31 protein-coding genes are annotated in these 19550 nt (G+C 34.5%); 9 read left to right on the forward strand and 22 right to left on the reverse strand.

Going from position 1 to position 19550, the window contains the following annotated elements; translation table 11 throughout:
• The first annotated feature begins 46 nt into the window (after positions 1 to 46).
• From ACUXZJ_RS03900 to ACUXZJ_RS03930, 7 genes are all read left to right on the forward strand, one after another.
• On the forward strand, positions 47 to 487 hold the full coding sequence (locus ACUXZJ_RS03900; protein ID WP_376777279.1) for a DUF1804 family protein: 441 nt from the start codon (positions 47 to 49) through the stop codon (positions 485 to 487).
• The gene (locus ACUXZJ_RS03905; RefSeq protein WP_446194971.1) at positions 480 to 2015 is read left to right on the forward strand and encodes a hypothetical protein; all 1536 of its coding nucleotides are present in this window, start codon (positions 480 to 482) and stop codon (positions 2013 to 2015) included. Before ACUXZJ_RS03900 ends, ACUXZJ_RS03905 begins: the two co-directional genes overlap by 8 nt.
• Positions 2016 to 2017: 2 nt before the next feature.
• Positions 2018 to 2476, forward strand: a complete 459-nt coding sequence (locus ACUXZJ_RS03910) for a hypothetical protein (RefSeq protein WP_446194969.1) — start codon at positions 2018 to 2020, stop codon at positions 2474 to 2476.
• 3 nt (positions 2477 to 2479) lie between these two features.
• Positions 2480 to 3802 (forward strand): phage portal protein family protein, encoded by a 1323-nt coding sequence (locus ACUXZJ_RS03915; RefSeq protein WP_376777282.1) that lies wholly within the window; start codon positions 2480 to 2482, stop codon positions 3800 to 3802.
• 62 nt (positions 3803 to 3864) lie between these two features.
• Positions 3865 to 5064: a minor capsid protein gene (locus tag ACUXZJ_RS03920; protein WP_446194967.1), complete on the forward strand. Its 1200-nt coding sequence runs from the start codon at positions 3865 to 3867 to the stop codon at positions 5062 to 5064.
• Between the two features lie 132 nt (positions 5065 to 5196).
• The gene (locus ACUXZJ_RS03925) at positions 5197 to 5748 is read left to right on the forward strand and encodes a hypothetical protein (RefSeq protein WP_088418735.1); all 552 of its coding nucleotides are present in this window, start codon (positions 5197 to 5199) and stop codon (positions 5746 to 5748) included.
• A 2-nt stretch (positions 5749 to 5750) separates the two neighbouring features.
• The gene (locus ACUXZJ_RS03930) at positions 5751 to 6254 is read left to right on the forward strand and encodes a hypothetical protein (protein ID WP_088418733.1); all 504 of its coding nucleotides are present in this window, start codon (positions 5751 to 5753) and stop codon (positions 6252 to 6254) included.
• 42 nt (positions 6255 to 6296) lie between these two features.
• Here ACUXZJ_RS03930 and ACUXZJ_RS03935 read toward each other — a convergent pair whose 3' ends face one another.
• The 17 genes from ACUXZJ_RS03935 to ACUXZJ_RS04015 all read right to left on the reverse strand — a co-directional run bounded on the left by ACUXZJ_RS03935 (position 6297) and on the right by ACUXZJ_RS04015 (position 14922).
• Positions 6297 to 6848, reverse strand: a complete 552-nt coding sequence (locus ACUXZJ_RS03935; RefSeq protein ID WP_446194962.1) for a hypothetical protein — start codon at positions 6846 to 6848, stop codon at positions 6297 to 6299.
• Between the two features lie 59 nt (positions 6849 to 6907).
• On the reverse strand, positions 6908 to 7117 hold the full coding sequence (locus ACUXZJ_RS03940) for a hypothetical protein (RefSeq protein ID WP_088418729.1): 210 nt from the start codon (positions 7115 to 7117) through the stop codon (positions 6908 to 6910).
• Between the two features lie 187 nt (positions 7118 to 7304).
• The gene (locus tag ACUXZJ_RS03945) at positions 7305 to 7589 is read right to left on the reverse strand and encodes a hypothetical protein (protein ID WP_088418727.1); all 285 of its coding nucleotides are present in this window, start codon (positions 7587 to 7589) and stop codon (positions 7305 to 7307) included.
• A gap of 13 nt (positions 7590 to 7602) precedes the next feature.
• The gene (locus ACUXZJ_RS03950) at positions 7603 to 7830 is read right to left on the reverse strand and encodes a hypothetical protein (protein ID WP_088418725.1); all 228 of its coding nucleotides are present in this window, start codon (positions 7828 to 7830) and stop codon (positions 7603 to 7605) included.
• 18 nt (positions 7831 to 7848) lie between these two features.
• Entirely contained in the window at positions 7849 to 8292 is a 444-nt protein-coding gene (locus tag ACUXZJ_RS03955) for a hypothetical protein (protein WP_446195047.1), read from the reverse strand.
• Positions 8255 to 8449 (reverse strand): hypothetical protein, encoded by a 195-nt coding sequence (locus ACUXZJ_RS03960; RefSeq protein ID WP_127821661.1) that lies wholly within the window; start codon positions 8447 to 8449, stop codon positions 8255 to 8257. The genes ACUXZJ_RS03955 and ACUXZJ_RS03960 overlap by 38 nt, the downstream gene beginning before the upstream one ends.
• Positions 8446 to 8778 carry a hypothetical protein gene (locus ACUXZJ_RS03965; RefSeq protein ID WP_127822262.1) on the reverse strand — a complete coding sequence of 111 codons (333 nt, stop codon included), beginning with the start codon at positions 8776 to 8778 and terminating at the stop codon, positions 8446 to 8448. The genes ACUXZJ_RS03960 and ACUXZJ_RS03965 overlap by 4 nt, the downstream gene beginning before the upstream one ends.
• A gap of 72 nt (positions 8779 to 8850) precedes the next feature.
• Complete coding sequence (locus tag ACUXZJ_RS03970) at positions 8851 to 9039, reverse strand: hypothetical protein (RefSeq protein WP_127821663.1); 189 nt, start codon at positions 9037 to 9039, stop codon at positions 8851 to 8853.
• Positions 9039 to 9494 (reverse strand): hypothetical protein, encoded by a 456-nt coding sequence (locus ACUXZJ_RS03975; protein WP_127821664.1) that lies wholly within the window; start codon positions 9492 to 9494, stop codon positions 9039 to 9041. Before ACUXZJ_RS03975 ends, ACUXZJ_RS03970 begins: the two co-directional genes overlap by 1 nt.
• A gap of 12 nt (positions 9495 to 9506) precedes the next feature.
• Positions 9507 to 9653 (reverse strand): hypothetical protein, encoded by a 147-nt coding sequence (locus tag ACUXZJ_RS03980; RefSeq protein ID WP_163444441.1) that lies wholly within the window; start codon positions 9651 to 9653, stop codon positions 9507 to 9509.
• 5 nt (positions 9654 to 9658) lie between these two features.
• A complete protein-coding gene (locus ACUXZJ_RS03985) occupies positions 9659 to 9859 on the reverse strand; it encodes a hypothetical protein (RefSeq protein WP_446195044.1) in 201 nt (66 codons plus the stop codon).
• Position 9860: 1 nt separating this feature from the next.
• Positions 9861 to 10514 carry a DUF3164 family protein gene (locus tag ACUXZJ_RS03990; RefSeq protein ID WP_446195042.1) on the reverse strand — a complete coding sequence of 218 codons (654 nt, stop codon included), beginning with the start codon at positions 10512 to 10514 and terminating at the stop codon, positions 9861 to 9863.
• Between the two features lie 8 nt (positions 10515 to 10522).
• Positions 10523 to 10786: a hypothetical protein gene (locus ACUXZJ_RS03995; RefSeq protein WP_163445129.1), complete on the reverse strand. Its 264-nt coding sequence runs from the start codon at positions 10784 to 10786 to the stop codon at positions 10523 to 10525.
• Between the two features lie 5 nt (positions 10787 to 10791).
• On the reverse strand, positions 10792 to 11181 hold the full coding sequence (locus tag ACUXZJ_RS04000; protein ID WP_446195040.1) for a hypothetical protein: 390 nt from the start codon (positions 11179 to 11181) through the stop codon (positions 10792 to 10794).
• Positions 11182 to 11183: 2 nt separating this feature from the next.
• A complete protein-coding gene (locus tag ACUXZJ_RS04005; protein WP_088420736.1) occupies positions 11184 to 11900 on the reverse strand; it encodes an ATP-binding protein in 717 nt (238 codons plus the stop codon).
• Positions 11900 to 12835: an AAA family ATPase gene (locus ACUXZJ_RS04010; RefSeq protein WP_446195038.1), complete on the reverse strand. Its 936-nt coding sequence runs from the start codon at positions 12833 to 12835 to the stop codon at positions 11900 to 11902. Before ACUXZJ_RS04010 ends, ACUXZJ_RS04005 begins: the two co-directional genes overlap by 1 nt.
• Positions 12835 to 14922, reverse strand: a complete 2088-nt coding sequence (locus tag ACUXZJ_RS04015) for a hypothetical protein (protein ID WP_446194937.1) — start codon at positions 14920 to 14922, stop codon at positions 12835 to 12837. Before ACUXZJ_RS04015 ends, ACUXZJ_RS04010 begins: the two co-directional genes overlap by 1 nt.
• 101 nt (positions 14923 to 15023) lie before the next feature.
• On the opposite strand from ACUXZJ_RS04015, the gene ACUXZJ_RS04020 reads away from it, so the two are divergent.
• A complete protein-coding gene (locus tag ACUXZJ_RS04020) occupies positions 15024 to 15221 on the forward strand; it encodes a KTSC domain-containing protein (protein ID WP_088420441.1) in 198 nt (65 codons plus the stop codon).
• Here ACUXZJ_RS04020 and ACUXZJ_RS04025 read toward each other — a convergent pair.
• The 4 genes from ACUXZJ_RS04025 to ACUXZJ_RS04040 are packed head-to-tail and all read right to left on the reverse strand — an operon-like array spanning position 15190 to position 16449.
• Positions 15190 to 15489 (reverse strand): hypothetical protein, encoded by a 300-nt coding sequence (locus tag ACUXZJ_RS04025; protein ID WP_446195036.1) that lies wholly within the window; start codon positions 15487 to 15489, stop codon positions 15190 to 15192. The two genes, ACUXZJ_RS04020 and ACUXZJ_RS04025, sit on opposite strands and share 32 nt — an antisense overlap.
• Before the next feature lie 24 nt (positions 15490 to 15513).
• Positions 15514 to 15657 carry a hypothetical protein gene (locus ACUXZJ_RS04030; RefSeq protein ID WP_163445087.1) on the reverse strand — a complete coding sequence of 48 codons (144 nt, stop codon included), beginning with the start codon at positions 15655 to 15657 and terminating at the stop codon, positions 15514 to 15516.
• Positions 15657 to 16238 (reverse strand): antA/AntB antirepressor family protein, encoded by a 582-nt coding sequence (locus tag ACUXZJ_RS04035; RefSeq protein WP_088418508.1) that lies wholly within the window; start codon positions 16236 to 16238, stop codon positions 15657 to 15659. Before ACUXZJ_RS04035 ends, ACUXZJ_RS04030 begins: the two co-directional genes overlap by 1 nt.
• On the reverse strand, positions 16222 to 16449 hold the full coding sequence (locus ACUXZJ_RS04040; protein WP_088418506.1) for a hypothetical protein: 228 nt from the start codon (positions 16447 to 16449) through the stop codon (positions 16222 to 16224). The genes ACUXZJ_RS04035 and ACUXZJ_RS04040 overlap by 17 nt, the downstream gene beginning before the upstream one ends.
• A gap of 82 nt (positions 16450 to 16531) precedes the next feature.
• Between ACUXZJ_RS04040 and ACUXZJ_RS04045 the strand changes: the two genes are divergently transcribed.
• The gene (locus ACUXZJ_RS04045; protein ID WP_088420507.1) at positions 16532 to 17206 is read left to right on the forward strand and encodes a S24 family peptidase; all 675 of its coding nucleotides are present in this window, start codon (positions 16532 to 16534) and stop codon (positions 17204 to 17206) included.
• A 618-nt stretch (positions 17207 to 17824) separates the two neighbouring features.
• Here ACUXZJ_RS04045 and dusB read toward each other — a convergent pair.
• Positions 17825 to 18808, reverse strand: coding sequence for a tRNA dihydrouridine synthase DusB (gene dusB, locus ACUXZJ_RS04050; RefSeq protein WP_060383686.1), 984 nt, complete (start codon positions 18806 to 18808; stop codon positions 17825 to 17827).
• Positions 18809 to 19550: the final 742 nt, after the last annotated feature.

Raw genomic sequence — 19550 nt, forward strand, 5'->3', positions numbered from 1 at the left:
TAAAGGTGAATTTGTGGGCATTTTTGCACTATAAAAGAGTAACAAAATGGGGATTCAGAAGAAAGAAGAGAGGGAGTACGCACGGATTCTATACGTCAACGAGAGAATTACTTATAAGGAAATTGCTAGTCGTGTAAAAGTCACCGAAAAAACGGTGAGCAAGTGGGCGGAAGAGGAAAACTGGGATAAACTCAGAAAAAGCCTTTTGACAACTAAACAAAACCAGCTTACGCATTGGTACAATCAGCTCGAGGCAATTAATGAAAAAGTAGCCTCACGGGATAATATCCCAACCAATACAGAAGCTGATACAATGAGTAAGATTACTTCTAACATTCAAAAATTAGAAGTTGAAACTAACCTGGGCGAATACATCGAGGTAGGCATGAAGGTTTTAACATTCATTCAAGAGATACACCTTGAAGATGCGAAAAAATTTAAGAATTATTACGACGAATTTATAACTGCCAAATTGAAGCATGGCTAAGAAAAAGATAAGCAATAAAGCGTATTTAGACTTATGGAAGCAGTTTTCCGCTAATATGGATAATGCTACGCCTATAGATTTATCCGAATCGCATTCGGATAAACTAAAACGCATCAAACACTTAGAGGCTAATCCCGAAGAGTGGTTTAAATATTACTTCCCGAATTTCTATACCAGTGAGCCTGCCGAATTTCATATAAAAGCCACCAAAAGGGTTTTAAAAAATGCTGAGTGGTACGAGGTGCGCTCTTGGGCACGTGAGTTGTCAAAGTCGGGGCGTACTATGATGGAGGTTGTGTATCTGGTAATGACTAAAAAGAAAAAGAACATCCTTTTAGTTTCTAATTCCTACGACAATGCCGAACGTCTATTATTGCCCTATAAGGTAATTTTTGAATCCAACAATCGAATTATAAACGATTACGGCGAACAAAAAAAGATAGGTTCTTGGGAGTCGGGCGAATTTAAAACGCGAATAGGGGCGTCCTTTCGTGCCTTGGGTGCTGGACAATCGCCAAGGGGTACAAGGAATGAAAACTTTAGACCCGATGTAATTCTTATTGACGACATCGATACAGATGAAGACTGCCGAAATTCTGAAATAATCCAAAACAAAATAAACTGGATAGAACAGGCTTTAATACCAACACGTTCAATATCAAACGGATTACTAATTATCGTTTGCGGTAACATTATTGCTAATTATTGTTGCGTTACCGAAATGGGTAAAAAAGCCGATAGATGGGACGTGATAAATATTAGAGACAATGAAGGTAAAAGTACCTGGCCTCAAAAGAACACCGAAGAAGCCATAGACCGAGTTTTAAATACTATTAGCCACGAATCTTCACAAAAGGAATATTTCAATAACCCTATGGATGGAGGTGATACGTTTAAGAATATTCTTTTTGAAAAATGTCCGCCTCTTCGCTCTTGTAATGGTGTGGTTATCTATGCTGACCCCGCTCCAAGTGATTCAGAGCTTAAACAATCATCCAGTAAGGCTGTGGTTATTTTAGCTAAAAAAGGATTGTTTTACTACATTTATAAAGTTTGGCTTGATCAAATGACAAACGCAAAATTTTGTGAGTATTTATTTGAAGCTCATTTGATTTGTAAAAATGCACAGGTTGACCCTGTGTATGTTTATATTGAAAATAACAAGCTTCAAAACCCTTTTTATGAACAAGTGCTTTTGCCTCTCATTTATAGAATTTCGCAAGAAAGACAAACGGTTTTGCCTATTCGACCAGATGAGCGAAAAAAGCCCAATAAGTACGTGCGTGTTGAGGGAACACTAGAGCCACTCGTGCGATTGGGATACTTGCTTTTTAATATTAAAGAATTGATGAACCCACACATGGAGAGACTCGTTTCACAGTTTAAAAACTTTAGCCCTAAAGCCAAAAAAATAGATGGTCCTGATGCCGTGGAAGGAGGTGTGAAAATTCTTGAAAATATTGAAATCACACAAGCAACGGGCAATATTGAAACAATTCCAAGAAAACCAAATAAACACAGAGCTTAATTATGTTAGTGACTATTGAAGATTTAAAAACGGAAATGTACACTGAGGTGCTCTCAGTAATTTCACGTGGCGACCGTGACGAACTAAAAAAACAACTTAAAGCAGCGGAGGACTTTGCTAAAGCCTACCTTTTTAAATTTGATTTAAAAGCCCTTTTTGGTGATGCGCAAACACCGCCAATAATTCATGATGAAATGCTCACAAAGGCTATTAAAGTTATAGCTAGCTATTTCATTGTCCGAAAGGCAAATCCTAGCGGAAGCATCGAACTCTTTCGGGAAGATTGGCTTTTGATGGTTGGAACGGAGAAAGAACCAGGATGGCTAACCGATATAAAAAAAGGTATAATAGTTCCCGACTGGCCACTAAAACCTGATAATCCCCAAACGGTAGAAGACGAAAGTCAAAAGGTAAACGGGTTTTTTTGGAACTCTGAAAAAAAACGAATTAACAGATTTTAAACGATGGAAAAAAAAGACCAACAATACATTATACACGATTTAACGCTTGTAGCTCCTGACCGTAATCGTAAAGATATTGCTAACTTGAAAACTGCCGTAATAACAGCAGAAGCCATACATTACCCAAGCCGTGTGCAATTGTATGACTTATACCATGACCTACTTTCTATGGATGGTTATTTAAAGGGAGTTGTTGAAAAAAGAATCAATTCGGTAGTAAACAAGAAAATTAAGTTTACTAATACGCAAGGGCAAGAAGATGAGAATTTAACCAAACTGATTACTTCTTTGCACGGTCGCAATTTAATTACCAAAATTATTGAAAGTGAACTATGGGGAATATCAGGCGTTGAGTTTAAAATTGGCGACGAATTTGCTTTAGAGGAAATTCCACGCAAACACATTAAACCCGAAAAAGGAATTATAGGTAAAAGCCAATACAGTATTAGTGAAGCAGATGGTTTCAAATACGACGACATGCCTATGGTGTGGGTTATTGGAAATAAAACAAATTTAGGCTTATTGCTAACTTGCTCCTTGTATGCCGTTTACAAACGTGGTAATTGGGGGGATTGGGCGCAATATGTTGAAATATTCGGACAACCTGTACGAATTGCTTATTATGATGCCTACGATAATTTAACCAAAGAGGAATTAAGAAAAGCACTTACTGAAAGTGGTACATCACTGGCTATTATGCTACCCAAGCAGGCGCAATTTGAAATGAAAGACGGTAAGGCTAGTAATGGCGACGGTAAACTTCAAGACACCTTTAAAAGGGCGTGTAATGAAGAAATGGCAATTGCTATTTTAGGGAACACCGAAACCACATCGTCAAGTAAAAGCTCTGGTTATGCTCAAAGTAAAGAACATGGGGAACAACAAGACGAAATAACCGCCTCCGACCTTATTATGGTAGAGAACTACCTTAATAGCAAAAAGTTTTTCGCTATTCTAAAATCCTATGGGTTTAATCCCGAAGGAGGTAAATTCGCCTTTGAGTTAGAACTTAATTTAGCCAAACTTAAACAACGTTTGGAAATTGATACAGTCGTTTGTGAAAAAGTACCCATTGACGACGACTATTGGTATAGCACTTATGGTATTCCCAAGCCAAAAAATTACCTGCAGTTAAAAAAACAAATGCAGGAAAAGCAAGCAAAAGAAATAATCCCCGAGAATAAGGACAGTGAGGAGGAAAAGCAAAGCAAGGAAAAACCTCAAAAAAAACCTAAAGAAAACGTCTTAGAGGATAAGAAAAAGAAACGTTTGATGGATGGGTTTCTTAATAGATTAGCCGATTTTTTCGACCAAGCCCAACACTAGTTGGGCAAATCAACACACTTTATAGTGACTCTTGTGATTGTTGTGGTGGGTCATTACCTAATTTGGTTGACCAATCAGGGTGGAATGCCATATATGACCGAATTGCAAAAAAAATACTAGATGGAAATATCGAGGATGTACCCTCAGATTTGTATTTCAAAACGGCGGGAATATTGATGGATGCGGTTTATCAAGGTTTGGGAGCTACGCAATTTGAATACGACGACCAAAGGGCGGTTTTAGGAGCGCACCTCCAGCACAATATTTATGCTTTTAGTGCGGCTAAGTCTTTTACTCAGTTATTGTACTTTCAGGACGCTATGCTGGACGAAGAGGGAAAAATACGTAGTTACGCTTCTTATCGAAAGAAAATAGCCGATGCGGGATTATTATTTAACGACCGCTTCCTTAACACAGAATTTAACACAGCACAACAAAGTGCTATTATGGCACATAAATGGGAGGTTTTAGATACTGAGTATTTAGAGTTTTCAACCGTGGGCGATGACCGAGTGCGTCCAGAACACGCTGTACTGGATAAGTTCACGGCTTTAAAATCGGATCCAGTATGGAAAAAAATTTACCCGCCTCTAGCATTCAACTGCAGGTGTACTGTTATACCAGGAAAGAAGGTTAATAATGAAAAGAAAATGACTGCTATTGAAGCCGCTAAAGCAATAAACCCGCATATTAAAAACACGCCTTTTGATAATAATGTAGGGTTGAGTAGATTGGTTTTCAATGACAATCACCCGTATTTTAAAAATGTAGATGGTGAGGTCAAAAACCTGAGCTGGCAACAATATGGTTTGCGTTCATTAGATCAAATTAAAACTAACAAACTCCCTGAGTACCCAAAAACAAGTTTACAAGAATATTATGATTGGTGGGAAAAACAAAAAAAGCACACAGGCGATGACTTTATTTTAAGAGATGTATTAGGGCAAGACATCCTTTTTCCTTCACATGAAGGTAAAAAAAGAAAATCGTACGATTTATTTAAAGAACATATCTTAAAAAAGCAAAAAGAAAATCGTTTTGAATATGGAACAGAAGCCACTAATATCATAAAAGATCCCGACGAAATATGGTTTAATACTCTAGATGATAATTCTAGGTTTTACATTAAGTACTATGAACAAGCTACATTAAAGTTGGTTGTAAATGAAAAAATGGAAGCAGTGACCCTATATGACATTAAAGAGCAAAATACAGGAGAATTGAACAGAACAAGGAAAGGAGTGTTACTTTTTAAGAAATAAAAAAGCACCTCGTTAGAAGGTGCTTTTTAGTCAAGGCGGCGATTATAGCCGAGATTGTTTAGACCTCCTATAACCATAGTCATTTCTGACCTCTTGACACTACAAATATACATTTTTTTTAAAACCGATAACATGACACCGCAAGAATTTGAACAAGCACTTCGAAACAATGCAAGAGAGGTCAGACAATACGCCTCCGTTGCCTTCCCTCGTGTAGCGGGTGAACTTACCTTACGTTTTATCAACGGTAATTTTAGAGCTCAGGGGTTTCAAGGCGCAACCTTTAAGAAGTGGAAAAAAAGTAAAGGCACTACACTTGTGAAAACGGGTGCTTTACGGTCGGCAACTTTCTTTACAACACAGAATGGTCAAGCGACCATTAAAAATAATATGCCTTATGCTAAAACGCATAACGAGGGATTCAAGGGAGTAGTAAGCGTAAAAGCACATACCCGCAATACGTATAAAACAGAGCGTGTAGGAACGGGTTTATTTACTCGTAATGGTACGGAACGCACCCGAAGCGTAACGGTTAAAACTGGAGAAAGAACCGTAAAGGCACATACTCGTAATGTAGATATTGAAAAACGCCAATTTATGCCTATAGACCAAAACGACAGTCCAACTTTAAACAATGCAATAAAAAGGGAAGTTACACGAGATTTAAAAAACTTATTAAAATAACTATGAATTCATTTTTTGAAAAAATCTTCTTAGCTATTCAAAAACGAATTACTCAAGAAGTTCCTGAAATATTATGGATAGACCAAGACTTAGGACAATTAGCCTCAGACGAATACAGGCGTATGATTTTCCCCACGATGCTTATTGATTTTCCCACCGCTCCAGTGGAGTATATGGGGCAAAATATTAAGCTGGTGAAACCTTCAATATCAATACTGTTATTATTTAACAACTATTCGCAAACCCATCATTTAGCACCTCAAGAGGTCAAAGAAAAAGGTTTAGAGTATTTACGAATAGAACAAAAAGTAGTAAACGCACTGCAGGGATGGAATGAGGACTATTTTACTCCATTAGCTCACACCAATACCCAAAGCCGTAATAACAACGAAATAGGAATGCGTGCTCGAGAGCTAACCTTTACAACTTCATACGAGGATTGGAGCTTGGAGGATGACCAATATAAGAATGTAACTTTTAATTTTAGCGGTGAGATTATGCTATAAAAAAAGCCACTTAATAGTGGCTTTTAAGATTTGAAAAATTCATTAACTTTTTTGTATATTCAACATTCTTACAAATTTTGTCGGAGCATTCAAAGTAAACTTAACATCTGAAACTATAATAGAAGCACCATTATTATCAAAGTTCTTTTCTAACCAATCTGAAATTTTACTTGGATTGCTTCCTTCATAAGGAATGCTGGATATATATTTAATAAATGGTTTAACAGCAATTATCTTTTTTTCAGAATCCATACCATTAAGACTAGCTGTAGCGCGCACTTCTAAAACTGGATTTTCGTTATCTCCATACACATCTACTATATAATCAATACCTGAATCAGAGTTTTTACAGTTAATTATATTACCATATTCAGCTGAATGATTTTTAGTTATTTGATACCCTTTTTTTTCTAAATTCATATAGATATCAACTGGCATAAGCCCTTTTATAGCTTTGTCATTAACATTGATTTCTGATTCTTCTTGAGTTTCTTCCCTTTTACTTTTTCCTTTTTGATATTCATTGTATTTGCCAAACGCAAATAACACTATGGCTACTAACACAATTACAGTCCATTTTTTAGATATATTCATAACTATTTGTTTTAATTAGAATGTAAAGTAATTAAAATATGAGCTTAAAAACAAAAAAACTAAAACAAACTAAGTTGATTGGCTGGATTTTCTTTAGGAACACTCATCCCTTTGATGTTCATCCATTGACGGTACGAAAGGTAAATATTATGTTTCGGGAAGATTTGATTTATAATTTTAGTGTCGGGTACATCTTCATGTTTATGCGCATTGTAAACCGCTATGATATAGCGGGCACGCTTGAAGTAATTGTTTTTATTGTACGCCATTTTACAAAAATAGACCTAAAAAGAATATCGGTCAAGGCGACTTTTAAGCACAAAAAAAGCTACTGAAAAATCAGTAGCTTTCTGTTAATATAATCAGTGCAAAAATTTTCTGCGGTAACTATAGTTCTCACCATCATCCCATTAGAATGACTGACGTTTTTCTATTTTTAAAAGTTCTTTAGTCATATTAAATCACATTTAAAACAGGATAAATATCTAGGTAAATGACATCTTCAATATAGAAAGATATTGCCCCTTTTCCTGCTTTGTCAAATTCCTTTAGTTCGGGATGCTTGGCTCTTCCCATATAGCTATTTACGGCTTGTTCAAAATGTTTTTTTATAACTTTCTTTGCCGTTGCCAAATCTGACACCAGGGAGAAGTTTAATTCCTTCAACTCGTTCAGGCAAATCTCTTGAATTCTGTTTTTTGTAGTATAGGTTCTCGAAACCTTTATGAAATATTGTGCCATATATCGCCTTTTTTTATTCTGAATAATGTATAAAAAATCCTACCCTCGTTTCGTCGTAACCTATATTTTTCAGTTTTTTGATAAGTTCCCACATTGATTCTTGAACTACTTTATGAGCTTCACTTTGTGTCTCCGAAGGTGGTAATTTATCAATAAAATTCACCGTTTCATGTGTCATAAAAGACTCGTGACCTACGTAGCCTTTTCTTGGTTTTTTGGTTCTAAAAATTAGTTTTGCCATATCTTTTTTATTTTTAAATTACTTATCCCACCAACGTTGGTTTATAAAAACTTCCGCATAAGGATAAGCAGTACCTTCTTTAGCCTTTAGTTTTTTGTATTCGGGTAGATTCATCATCAGTTTTATTTTTTCACCGTCTTTGAGTTTCTCCCAGCGGTCACGGGCGATTTTCTTTTTAGACAGTTCGTTTTTTGGATAGGTGTGCCAGAAGGTTTCAAAGTCTATTACTGGATCCGCTTTTAGGATTTCAAAATTGGCTTTTAGTTTTTCTCTCCAAGCTTCAATCATTATTTGTTTACCAGGAAAACGATCCGAACAAAATAGCCATTGGTATTGCTTTGGTGATAGTTCGCCGTCTAATATTTCAAAGCTTTTAAAAATGCCGTTTAAATCGTATTTAAACAGCCATATAAAGCCGTCAGTTTTACTTTTGACTGTGTAGGTTATTAGTTGTTCTGTCATCTTTTAAAATTCTGTTAATTCTATTCAAGTGAAATGCTGACACCTGTCTTACTTTTTCTATCTCTGGAAGGTGATTTTCAATCCAAAGTTTTAAATTAACTTTTGGTTGAGCATCGTCGTCCAAATCATCAACGATTATATAATTGGGTTTTGTCATGCTAATTTTTGATTTATTTGGTTTATAACTCCCTGAATTTTAGTTTTGATAAATTCATCGATAAATTCATCTTTGGAATTTTTTATTTGGTCAATAAGTAAAAGTTCTAGCATATCAGCCTCGTGATGCTTTAATGATATTGTTACTTTCTTTCCAAAGGGTTGTCCTTTCAAACTAAAAGTCTTACTCTCTATTTTTTTAGAGACATCAAAGGCAATTGATAAGGCTGACTTTTCTCTCCTTGTGTGTGCTCTTGTATTATATACTGGTTGTAAAGTTATTGTAACTATTGCTAAAGTTTCTAGCGTGACTATTATGGGTATTTTCATTCTTCTATTTTTTATTTCCTTTATAATCTTCTAAGGGACAATTGTCAATTACTTTTCCTATTTTTATTTTTTTCATCTGCAATCGGTTATTGGTTCAGTTACTGTTATTTTACAATCATCACAAACTACAATAGTTGTTTCGCAGGTTACTATATTATTAATTACTCTTATATGAGTATTTTTATGATCGCAGCTATTACCATATATGGGTTGTTTTCTGCCATTCTCATCAATATAGTAGTTTAATATTGCTGTCTTCATTAATTATTACTTGGTTTTTGCATTCCAAACTGATTAAAATAAGCCTTTGTTCCTGCTTTTTGAGCAGAAATAGCATTACTATGTTCTAAAGCTCTAAATTGAAGTATAACCTGCTCCAATTCGTCTAAATTGCAAAGCCTTAATGATTTTCTCACACAGCTTTTGTGTAGCATAAAATGGTTGAATGTGTCCCAGTCGTTTGGCTGTTTAATACCCGTTCTTGTAGCAATAGTTAGAATGATAGAACGTCTTTGACGTTTTGTATCTTCTAAAAGTTGCTTTTGCAATTTTACTTCGCTTGTTAAAGATTCGCATAGTTCGTCTAATTCATCTTGTTGTAGCTCTTTACTGCTTTGAGTTCTGCCAGAAGTCCAAGCGTTTATGCGTTCGGCGCGTTGCTCTTTTAGTATTCCAAGCTTGCTAAATAGGGTTTGAAGTTGTTTTATTGTTGCCATTTTTTATTGTTTTTAACTATTTATATCTTCTTCTATATCTTCTGCTTGAGAGGCTAACTTTTTTAAAAGTGCTTGTAGATCATCGTTCCATTCCCATATTCTACCTCCAATCCAACACTCCCAAGTTTCTTGAATACCATTTCTAATTATCTCTATCATGAAATTTAAATTTTAAACGTAGCCTTTGTATGCTTTTTAAAGGCTGGATTATCAATTACTTTTTGTTTGTAAATTTCAAAAGCTTTGCGTTCTTGACATGTCAATTCAGTTGACGCAATCCAGCTGTTATAACTGTTTTTGTACACTTCTTTCCCATTTACTAAATAGCTTTCGTGGTCAGTTTTGGGTTCAATTACAATGCTCATCTTATAAACTTGAAAAATTTAAGATTACATTTTCCCACTTTCCACTTTCGTTTTTAAACTTGAACTCGTAGCCATAGCCTTTTAAGTGATTGCTAAAGCTTTCTTTTATCAATCGCAAGCCTTCTTTCCATCGTGGGTCGTTAAACTTGTCCTCGTGCTTGTATAAGTCCATTACACGCTTGTACTCGAGGTCGCCGTTTTCGTTACGCTCTAAAAAACTCATTAGAATTTCGTACATATCCAAGTCTCGTTTTTTTATGGAATCACTTAAAAAGTCTTTGATTAATTCCACGGCTTTGTTAGAGCGTTCATCCCACACAGGCTCTGTATCTCTACGGCGGGTTACTTTAACGGTGTCGTTTGTGTCTGATATAGAAAAACCACCTTTACTATTTCCCCTGATTTTGCCATAATTAGCCAGTTTATTAGCTTGGTCTTCCATTTCTATATGACAATATTGTTTGAACTCGCTGAGTTCTTTAAAAAAAGCTTTTGCCGTTCTGACCATGGTTTGCGCTTTCTCGTCTCGCTCCCTTTCATAGGTTTCTTTTTCTTTAGCTAATTGTTTTACCTCTTTGTCTTTCTTTTTTCGCAAAAAGGCTTCCAGTTCTGCTACTGACATCTTACTGATGTCTATTGTTTCTTCTGTGTTCATGGTTAAATCTATTCGTCTATAAAATCAATAAAATTCAAAGGAATCCAGTCAATGCTATCTACTAAGTGTAGCACTTCTTTAATTTTTTTCTCAATACCTACAGGTACAGGTCGAGGTTCTTGTTCTGTGTTTTGTAGCAGCTGCAAGAGTTGTCCTCGTTCCTGATTGATAACTATGCGTTCGCCTGTGGTGAACTTAGATTGGTATTGTGAGTGGAACTGTAATACCAAGTAAAGCACTTTTAATCGTTGTTTAATTTCGTTCGGATTCATTATTATTAGTTAAGTGTTAAAAAATCAGGTTCAAGTCGTACACATCCTATTTGGTACATACACCGCTCATTTACGGGAGGTCTTTTTTTAGCTAATTGGAGTAATGACTTTGGGAAAATGCTAAATAGTTTGACCACACTTTTGTCATAAGCTTCAATATAGTCTGCGGTACTTGCATTGCTATAGCCTTTTATATCTTCTAAAAAAGTCAGCTCGCATTTTTTCATTTCCATATTGTACCAATTTTTAATAAGTGAGTTGGCTATTACTTTTTGAAAGTCTCTAGTATTACTGGTTACACTTTCACACCAGCCTATATAGCGTTCAAAATCTTGTTCTTGGTATTTTTGTGGCGTTATGCCAAGTAGCTTGTGAATGTTGTTTGTTGTTTGCATTTTTATTCATTTTCTATTGTACCTCTTACTTTTTCGTAACCTTCTTTCCAACTTATAAAGTGTCCACCGTTAGGTCCTATGGTTCGCCCTTTGCAAGATGCTAAGTAACCGTTTACAAAAATTTTCATTTTAGCATCATACTGCACTCTCGTTTCTAGTTCGCTCCTCGGATTAGCTCCCTTAGCGTGAGCGGTGAAAATGAATATTTTACTAGGAAATTGTTTTTTTAATTTTATGTATTGATCAAATGTTTTAATGAAATAAGGTAGGCTATCAATTATAATTACTTCTGGATTATAACTTTTCTTTGCTTTTTTCAGAAAGTTTACCAAGTCTTCATAACCGTGACGTTGCATTTTGAATTTATCCTTAACATCATTCATCCCTACATTTTTTACTCGATTTATAAAATCAGTATCGGAGGTTTCTTCTTCAAGCACGTTGTAAAGTACTTTTTTTGTTTTTGCGAGCTCTTTTGCGAGCTGCATAACAAAGTAGCTCTTACCACCTCCCGAACTTCCCCAAACTAACCAAACCCCTTTGTCTTGTGGTTCTCCAAAAGCTTCATACCATTCGCCTTCAAGTTTAATTGTTTTAAAATTTTGAGCTAAAACATCTGAAAGCGGGATAATACTTTTTTGCTTTTTCGCTTTTTTTTCTTGTTTTATTTCCGATGCTTTTGCAATTACATCTGTAGGTTGCATTAGGGTATTTTCCATTATAAAAACATTGTTTTTGGTATATTTAAAACTTTACGAACAAAATCTTCCGTTAGAGGCTCACCTGTTCTATCAGCCTCACGCATGGCTGGAACTAAGGCATCATGTAATTCTCCATAATTTTCACAATTACGCTGTAAAAAGGTTTTTAAATCTTTATCTTCAATTTCATTTAAAAACAGTTTAAAAGAAGTATCGATACTCGGTAGTACTCTAACTCTAAATTTTAAACGACGGTAAAACTGGCGCATTCCTTCCTTTTTCCTTTTTCGCATTTTATCTAGCTTATCTAGTAGTTCATCTGTGCCAATGAGTATAATAGAGCACTCTTTCAACAAGTCATCGTAAAGTTCTTTCATCATACACAAAGTAGCTTGTTTCATATACTCACACTCATCAAAAATTAACATAGGCTTATAACCTTCGAACTTTAGCTTTTTAAAATATTTTACAATCGAACTAATGTTTTTTGATTTGGTTTTAGAAATAGGAATTTTTGTTACCTCTAAGATTTTATCAATCAGATCCGAAAGGTTATCGCTAGAGCCTACTTTGATAATAAACATATGTTGAGGATTCGCATCTGCAAACCATTGAGCTGTATAGCTTTTACCGCATCCTGTTTCGCCTATAATTACATTGGTCAAACCATAAAACTTAGCATCTTCCAAAACCGCTAGCATAGCTGTAGTTTGATTTGTAAACTGTCTTTTCCAGTAATTTTTTTCAAGTTCAAATCCTATATTTTTGGCAACTGCTATAAACCATTTTTCTTTAATTTCTGTCTTACCTACTTTAAAGCTTCGATTGCGCATGTTAGTGATGTAGGATTCGTTAATTCCTGTTTTTTCAACAAATACATTTGCTGATATGTCATATTTGATTAAATATGCTTCTAGTGCGTTTACTATTGTGTTTTTTTGTTCTGTTGTCATTAGTATTGTGCGTATTTGGTTAGGTCAATTTTCTCTTTTATGTATTCGTTTTGCTCTTCAAGCCACGTTTTTTCTTCTTTTTTGGCTTTTTCTTTTTCTTGTTTTAGCATCACTTTTTCTGCTTTTACTTGTAGCATTCTTTCTTTATTTTGTGTGTCTTTGTGCTGTCCTCTACTATCTACTAGTAAATGTTTTGCTAGTGTGTCGTTTAATAAAGGATTTTCAAAAACCGACTTTAAGGTTTCAATATTTTCCTGACGTTTCTCAATAATGTATGTTGTGGTTTTTTCATTAAACTCTTTTATCCTTAATCTTTGAGCTGTATCGTTTTCAGACTGTTCTGCAAGTGCCATAGGTTGAATGTATTTTTGTTCCAATTCAAATCGGTAATCTCCCTCTGGGCTCAGTGCTATGGCTTCCTCTAAATTGTGAGGATTATAGAGAATCTTCCAGTCCAAATGCGCTTTTTTTCTCATACTCATATCGAAACAATCATAAAATACTGGACTGCCATTTATTTTTAATCGTATTCCTTCTCCAGTTAATCTGTTTGTCCCTCCTGTAGTGCTTCCTAATGCCATTAAGAAACTTTCCTTTTCAAACGGAAGCCTTAGTTCATCTTCGACAGCATTCCATTGTTGTAAATATTCTTTTTGTTTTTTGGATCGTTCTGCCGAAATGATAGACTCTAATTGCATACGGCAACCTGCTTCATCAGGAAAGGAGTGACGAATTTTGTTTAAATATTCATCGTTAGGTTGCTTTTTACTTCCACTTTCAACCCCAAATCCGCTCCAATTTTCAAACATTTGACAATATTTTTTATTTATGTGAGCGAAGTAGGGTTCAATGACTTTTGCTTTTGCATTACCCACTTTTGCTGGGGTAAAATATTTGGTACAGGCTTCATACATTGGTTTTAATTTCTTCATCTGATAGTTGTCTGACTGTAATTGTACAGGTTTGAAATACTGACCAAATAACTCCTTTGTATGCATTACCGCATTAAGCATTGCTTCCTTTATTAATTCAGAAGATTCTTGCTGACCTATGGCATAACCTACAGGATATTTGTTAAAAGGGTCAAGTACTACAACAATTGTCAATCGATTGTGATATGTAGTTGTTGAATATCCTTTATTATCTACCGTTGTTTTTTGATATAAAAGCTCAGCCATCCATCCATCGAGTGTCCAGTAAAGCATTGGTTTAGTAGGCTTACTTCGTTTGTTTTGCATTAGAATATTATTACTCAATGCTTTTGTTCCTTTTCGACCTGCATAAGTGGTTAGATTGCTTAATTTTCTTCTGTTACCTACTGTTTGAGCTGTTATTAACTTCCATTCTAAACGTTCTGCTAATGCGTTGTATATTTCTGATATAGTTTGATTTTCAAAATTGTTATGTTTTGAAATCAATTCATCTAGCAATGCCATTTGCTCTCTTGATTTTACCTTGATCGCATTTTTGGTTGTTAATTTGCCCGAAATAAGCGAAGCATATCCATTTTTTTGGTATTCTCTAATTTTACGTCTTAGTCCATGACTTGAAGTAGGTAAATTATGTGTAATTTCTCTAAACGCATTTACATCATTACTTAAGGTTTCCCAAATATCAACTCCTTGTACTTGCCTTGCTTTATTACCGTATTTTCTTTGTTCTTTTATTTTAATTACTGTGTTTAATACAGAAGCATTATTTGTGTACAAGTCTATATCTTTGCTTTTCAGTTTTTTGTTATCTTCACCGTAGGTGTGTTTTTCAAAAAACTGCCTAGCGTATGAATCAGGCATATAAGCACTTGCAAACCAATTTTTCTTAACCTCTTTTTCAGGTTCTCCAAAAGTTAGTATTAGAATATCTTTAGTGCGTCTGTCCAAACTTTCGAATACTACTAATGCATCTTTACCATAGCATCCACGACGTAGCTCTTCTTCTTGTGAACTAAATCTATCTAGTCTTTGTCTTAAAGCTCTATAGGTAAAAAGACAAAGACTATCCTCATGTTTATTTCTATCAGCAATTAAGTACTTGAGCTTTACGCCCAGTTTGTTATCGTGGTATTCGTATGGGGTTTCTTTTTCCATTTGAATTTTAGTTTTTGTTCCCGCCGTGGTGTCGAAACCACGCTAATGCCGTGGCGGGATTTTTACTATATTTGAGGTGTCTAATCAAAAAATATAGTAATATGATTGCTGTTCGTTCTTCTGTTATTAGTGCTATTGGCTATGATTCCGAAAATTCTGTTTTATATGTAAAATTTAAGTCTGGTATGCTCTATAAATATCATCGTGTACCCGAGTATGTTTTTAAAGACTTCTTAAATGCACGTTCGAAAGGTTCGTTTTTTAGCCTTAGGATAAGGGATGAGTACCGAGTTTCTTAATCTTAAAAGCATTTTTCCTAATCCATTTGTGATTTACTTTTGAGGGTTTTTGGTCAATAGCCCAAAGCCCTACCGTAGTAGCTTCGTGATAACGAAGCCTTTTTATTTCGTTAATCATTTCACTTAAATCGCTTGCCTTTATTAATACTTCTATTTCATTATGTTCAGGTTGTTCATTAAGTGCTTGATGATTATCAGCTTGTGAGGGATGAGTAATAGAGATATTATCTATTAACTTATCAATATTTATAATAACTGTCTGTTCCATTTTCTGTATATTATTTATGAGGGTTTAAAGCTCTTTTAATTCAGAGGCAAACAAGTCGTGTAGTTCTTGTATGAGCGTGGTTGCCTCTTTTAATTGTTTGTTTTTGCGCTCAAGTTCCTTTTGTAAGGCTTCTATTTGCGCTCGGTACTGTGCGTTTAGGTCGTTCATTATTCAAAAATGTTTAGTTGTAAAGGATTAGCTGGTGGCAATTGTTGAACCATTTGCGTATTCTCACGGTGGTTCAAAAAATACTGCGCCATACCCTCGCTGATGTACCAGCCTTTTGCACCTTTTACAAATTGGCTAGGGTTTTTCTTGATACGCCTTCTAAAAGCACCACTATTTACAGAATAACCATTTTGCAATAACCAATGCGTGTAAGGCAGACACGTAACCCCGTTAGAAACTACTTTGGCAGGAATAAGAATACTGTTTTGACGTTGTTCCTTTTCTATACGGATGAAATACTGACGTGCTTTGCGACCTTTTTCGTTTTTTTCAACCATACTCAACTCCTTAGCCATATCTAAAGTGATGGCGTATTCTTTTCGGTTGTGACCACCTCTACCTTTTTGCTGCTCAAAATTGAGCGGCAAAACAAAATCTACATCTTCAACGAATCCGTATTCTTCGATTCTTCTAGCTATCCAGTCCTTAAATTCTGTTTTAACTTCTAAAAATTGGTGTAAATCTCTTGCTGAAACTACTGAAGTTCCGTTTTGGTTGGTAATGTTAATTAGTTGATTCATATTGATGGTTTTTAAAGTCGTTTATAAGTTGTTCACGCTGACATACAATGATGTATAAGGCTCTGTAAGTTCTTTCGTCCTTGCGTGATATGCGCATACGAATTGCATCGGTGGTCATGTTGAACATCTTAGATAAGGTGTACACATCGCCTGTTTGTTTATTTTGTTCGCAAATCGTAACAATCTCCGATAATTCTACTACTTTTGTCATTGTTATAATGTTTTGATGTGACAAATATCGTAAAATATTACATTAAAACAAGTTTTTTAATGTAAAAAAATACACTTATTCTATGGGGGCAACCGAAAGAATTAAACAATACATTGATTTTAAAGGGATTAGTAAATATAAATTTTGTAAAGATTTAGGTTTTTCTAATAAGTTTTTAGACAACTCTGATAATATGGGTACTGATAAAGCATGTAAAATATTACATCATTATATGGATTTAAATGCTGAATGGTTACTTACAGGCAATGGCGAAATGTTGAAGAGTGATACCAACGAAGGAGGACATAAGAGAAACTTAATTCCTTTGTATGAAGATGTTGAAACTATAGGAGGTACACAGCAAACGGCAGGTTTAGACACAACTTTTAATTCATCAGTTAAGATCGATGCAGGTGATTGGTTTAATGGTGCTACCGCAGCCATTAGGCATTACGGAGATAGTATGATAGAGTATGAAAGTGGGTGTACATTAGTTATTAGAGAGTTAAAGGACAAAAATGAAATTATTTGGGGTAGAAATTATGTGGTAGAAACTGACGAAATGCGTATCACAAAGAAAATTGCAAACTATGATGATGAGTATATTATGTGTTACAGTACTAACTATGATACTTACCCAGATGGTACACTTATTCACCAACCTATTAAAGTCCGAAAAGAAAATATAAAACATTTATCAAGGGTTTTGGGTTGTGTAAACAAAGAAGAGAGTACAGGTAAGGTTAGATTTGTGTAAAATACTAGTAAAAGAAGGTGTAAAAAAAGGCTTAAAATCGTTATTTAATTGAAAATCAAAAACATAACACTTATAGCTATATGTATTTATTGCAATTATAGGGGGGTTAAGTGGCTATTTTTACGCCTTAACTATGGTTTTTAATACTAGGGTATAGGGTGTAAGTCGTGTTTTTAAATCTTATTTTTGTTCACCCAACTGTTCACCCAACTGTTCATCCATTGCAAAAAAACAGGTAAAATACAAAAAGTCGTATTTCTTGTAAAATCGCATTTAAATTGGTTTTAAAAAGGGTTTTTAGCGTGGTGGTGTGTTAGGGTATTTATAGCTTAAAAGCTTGTATTTACAGGGTTTTAAGGGCTTTTTTTGCTATATTTGTCTTGCTAATGGTAGTGTATCATTAAAATGGTACAATATCGCATCCTCAAACGGTAGCATAACTGTAGCAAATGGTATAATCTGGGCATTTGTATTTTTCAAAAAAAAACCTCCCAACATTCGTGAGAGGCTTATTTTACAAGGGTTTTCAGGGGTTTTTATGTTTTAGTGTATTTGGGTATCTGTATTTAGGGGGGATAGAAAGCCCGTTTTGTTAGAATACATACCTACTTTTTGAATTTATTTTTCAGAATATTTTTCAATAATTTCTTCAAAAACAAATAATAAATCTTGATAATTATCTAATGTAACCAATTGGTTACGATACTCCTTAAAATGAGGTACTCCTTTAAAATAATTGGTGTAATGACGACGCATTTCTACTATTCCCACACGTTCACCTTTCCATTCAATAGACCATGTTAAGTGGTTTTTAGCTGCTTCTACTCGATCTGCAATATTAGGTAAGTTTAATAATTCGCCAGTAATAAAATAATGTTTAATCTCATTAAAAATCCAAGGATACCCAATAGCAGCACGACCTATCATAATACCATCTAACCCATAAGTATTTTTGTATTCTAATGCTTTTTCCGCGGAATCAATATCACCATTACCAAAAATAGGGATTTTTATTCGTGGGTTATTTTTTACACGTGCAATGTGTGACCAATCGGAATGACCTTTATACATTTGTGCACGCGTACGTCCATGAATAGTTAAAGCTTGGATACCCACATCTTGTAATCGTTCAGCTACCTCATCAATATTGATAGAATGATCATCCCAACCCAAACGAGTTTTAACCGTTACAGGTAGATTTGTGCTATTTACAACGGCTTTAGTTAAACGCACCATCAAGTCAATATCTTTTAAAACGCCTGCACCAGCCCCTTTACAAACTACTTTTTTTACTGGACAACCAAAGTTGATGTCTAATAAATCAGGTTGCACGGTTTCTACTATTTTGGCACTCATGGCCATTGCCTCTTCATCTCCACCAAAAATTTGAATACCTACAGGACGTTCATAATCAAAAATATCTAATTTTTGACGGCTTTTAATAGCATCACGAATTAGTCCCTCACTAGAAATAAATTCAGAGTACATCAAATCAGCACCATGCATCTTACACAAGCGACGAAAAGGAGGATCACTCACGTCTTCCATAGGGGCTAATAACAAAGGAAAATCGGGTAGCTCTATATTGCCTATTTTAACCATCGGTCTATATTTTGGTACAAAATTACAAAATAATGAGAACATACTTTAACTTAAAGCGTGATTAGGTTTTAAGCATTTTTTGAAAATTCAGATTAAATTTTAAATTTATTTATCTGAAGATCTAAAGATGAATTATATGTCTTTAAATCTAGATCATGTATTAGAAAATTATCGCAGATAAAAAGGATTTTAAATCTTAAAACACTCATTTTTTATTTTCATCAAAAAGTCTAACATATATGGTTTAGGTTGAAACTTAAAATATACTGGATTAAAAAATAAAGTTCTCGATACATTTTTTTATTTTAGAAATAACCCTAACAAACGGTTGAGTATATAATTGAAATCATCGTTAGTTCGAGCGCGAAGCGCATCGAGAATCAATACTAATTTTTACTGCTTTTGTAGAATAGTGTCTAAATCAGCATGCGGTTTGTCACTCCTACGTATGGAGGAGTTTCATAATCAATATTATGTGATTTCTCCCTTTGGTCTAAATGAACAAGATTGCGAACTTTTTGGACAGTCTCAAGGTTAAAAATAGTATTATAATGAAATTTCAAAGTTGAAATGGTATAAATTAGTTTTTTTGTACATCGTGTTTTTAAATGAAAATAATGTTTTTGCCTATATTTATACATTAATATTGAATTATGATAGAAGAGGTAATACCTAATTTTTTATAAAAACACAAAGAAAAGGATAGGATTAATAAATGAATTTGTAATTCTAGTTGAAATAT

Source organism: Flavobacterium sp. TN-1, from assembly GCF_052828645.1.

What these genes read in the sequence shown, in the direction of transcription:
- ACUXZJ_RS03900 (WP_376777279.1), top strand. Translation starts at nt 47, where the DNA reads ATGGGGATTCAGAAGAAAGAAGAGAGGGAGTACGCACGGATTCTATAC.
- ACUXZJ_RS03905 (WP_446194971.1), top strand. Translation starts at nt 480, where the DNA reads ATGGCTAAGAAAAAGATAAGCAATAAAGCGTATTTAGACTTATGGAAG.
- ACUXZJ_RS03910 (WP_446194969.1), top strand. Translation starts at nt 2,018, where the DNA reads ATGTTAGTGACTATTGAAGATTTAAAAACGGAAATGTACACTGAGGTG.
- ACUXZJ_RS03915 (WP_376777282.1), top strand. Translation starts at nt 2,480, where the DNA reads ATGGAAAAAAAAGACCAACAATACATTATACACGATTTAACGCTTGTA.
- ACUXZJ_RS03925 (WP_088418735.1), top strand. Translation starts at nt 5,197, where the DNA reads ATGACACCGCAAGAATTTGAACAAGCACTTCGAAACAATGCAAGAGAG.
- ACUXZJ_RS03930 (WP_088418733.1), top strand. Translation starts at nt 5,751, where the DNA reads ATGAATTCATTTTTTGAAAAAATCTTCTTAGCTATTCAAAAACGAATT.
- ACUXZJ_RS03935 (WP_446194962.1), bottom strand. Translation starts at nt 6,848, where the DNA reads ATGAATATATCTAAAAAATGGACTGTAATTGTGTTAGTAGCCATAGTG.
- ACUXZJ_RS03940 (WP_088418729.1), bottom strand. Translation starts at nt 7,117, where the DNA reads ATGGCGTACAATAAAAACAATTACTTCAAGCGTGCCCGCTATATCATA.
- ACUXZJ_RS03945 (WP_088418727.1), bottom strand. Translation starts at nt 7,589, where the DNA reads ATGGCACAATATTTCATAAAGGTTTCGAGAACCTATACTACAAAAAAC.
- ACUXZJ_RS03950 (WP_088418725.1), bottom strand. Translation starts at nt 7,830, where the DNA reads ATGGCAAAACTAATTTTTAGAACCAAAAAACCAAGAAAAGGCTACGTA.
- ACUXZJ_RS03955 (WP_446195047.1), bottom strand. Translation starts at nt 8,292, where the DNA reads ATGACAGAACAACTAATAACCTACACAGTCAAAAGTAAAACTGACGGC.
- ACUXZJ_RS03960 (WP_127821661.1), bottom strand. Translation starts at nt 8,449, where the DNA reads ATGACAAAACCCAATTATATAATCGTTGATGATTTGGACGACGATGCT.
- ACUXZJ_RS03965 (WP_127822262.1), bottom strand. Translation starts at nt 8,778, where the DNA reads ATGAAAATACCCATAATAGTCACGCTAGAAACTTTAGCAATAGTTACA.
- ACUXZJ_RS03970 (WP_127821663.1), bottom strand. Translation starts at nt 9,039, where the DNA reads ATGAAGACAGCAATATTAAACTACTATATTGATGAGAATGGCAGAAAA.
- ACUXZJ_RS03975 (WP_127821664.1), bottom strand. Translation starts at nt 9,494, where the DNA reads ATGGCAACAATAAAACAACTTCAAACCCTATTTAGCAAGCTTGGAATA.
- ACUXZJ_RS03980 (WP_163444441.1), bottom strand. Translation starts at nt 9,653, where the DNA reads ATGATAGAGATAATTAGAAATGGTATTCAAGAAACTTGGGAGTGTTGG.
- ACUXZJ_RS03985 (WP_446195044.1), bottom strand. Translation starts at nt 9,859, where the DNA reads ATGAGCATTGTAATTGAACCCAAAACTGACCACGAAAGCTATTTAGTA.
- ACUXZJ_RS03990 (WP_446195042.1), bottom strand. Translation starts at nt 10,514, where the DNA reads ATGAACACAGAAGAAACAATAGACATCAGTAAGATGTCAGTAGCAGAA.
- ACUXZJ_RS03995 (WP_163445129.1), bottom strand. Translation starts at nt 10,786, where the DNA reads ATGAATCCGAACGAAATTAAACAACGATTAAAAGTGCTTTACTTGGTA.
- ACUXZJ_RS04000 (WP_446195040.1), bottom strand. Translation starts at nt 11,181, where the DNA reads ATGCAAACAACAAACAACATTCACAAGCTACTTGGCATAACGCCACAA.
- ACUXZJ_RS04005 (WP_088420736.1), bottom strand. Translation starts at nt 11,900, where the DNA reads ATGGAAAATACCCTAATGCAACCTACAGATGTAATTGCAAAAGCATCG.
- ACUXZJ_RS04010 (WP_446195038.1), bottom strand. Translation starts at nt 12,835, where the DNA reads ATGACAACAGAACAAAAAAACACAATAGTAAACGCACTAGAAGCATAT.
- ACUXZJ_RS04015 (WP_446194937.1), bottom strand. Translation starts at nt 14,922, where the DNA reads ATGGAAAAAGAAACCCCATACGAATACCACGATAACAAACTGGGCGTA.
- ACUXZJ_RS04020 (WP_088420441.1), top strand. Translation starts at nt 15,024, where the DNA reads ATGATTGCTGTTCGTTCTTCTGTTATTAGTGCTATTGGCTATGATTCC.
- ACUXZJ_RS04025 (WP_446195036.1), bottom strand. Translation starts at nt 15,489, where the DNA reads ATGGAACAGACAGTTATTATAAATATTGATAAGTTAATAGATAATATC.
- ACUXZJ_RS04030 (WP_163445087.1), bottom strand. Translation starts at nt 15,657, where the DNA reads ATGAACGACCTAAACGCACAGTACCGAGCGCAAATAGAAGCCTTACAA.
- ACUXZJ_RS04035 (WP_088418508.1), bottom strand. Translation starts at nt 16,238, where the DNA reads ATGAATCAACTAATTAACATTACCAACCAAAACGGAACTTCAGTAGTT.
- ACUXZJ_RS04040 (WP_088418506.1), bottom strand. Translation starts at nt 16,449, where the DNA reads ATGACAAAAGTAGTAGAATTATCGGAGATTGTTACGATTTGCGAACAA.
- ACUXZJ_RS04045 (WP_088420507.1), top strand. Translation starts at nt 16,532, where the DNA reads ATGGGGGCAACCGAAAGAATTAAACAATACATTGATTTTAAAGGGATT.
- dusB (WP_060383686.1), bottom strand. Translation starts at nt 18,808, where the DNA reads ATGGTTAAAATAGGCAATATAGAGCTACCCGATTTTCCTTTGTTATTA.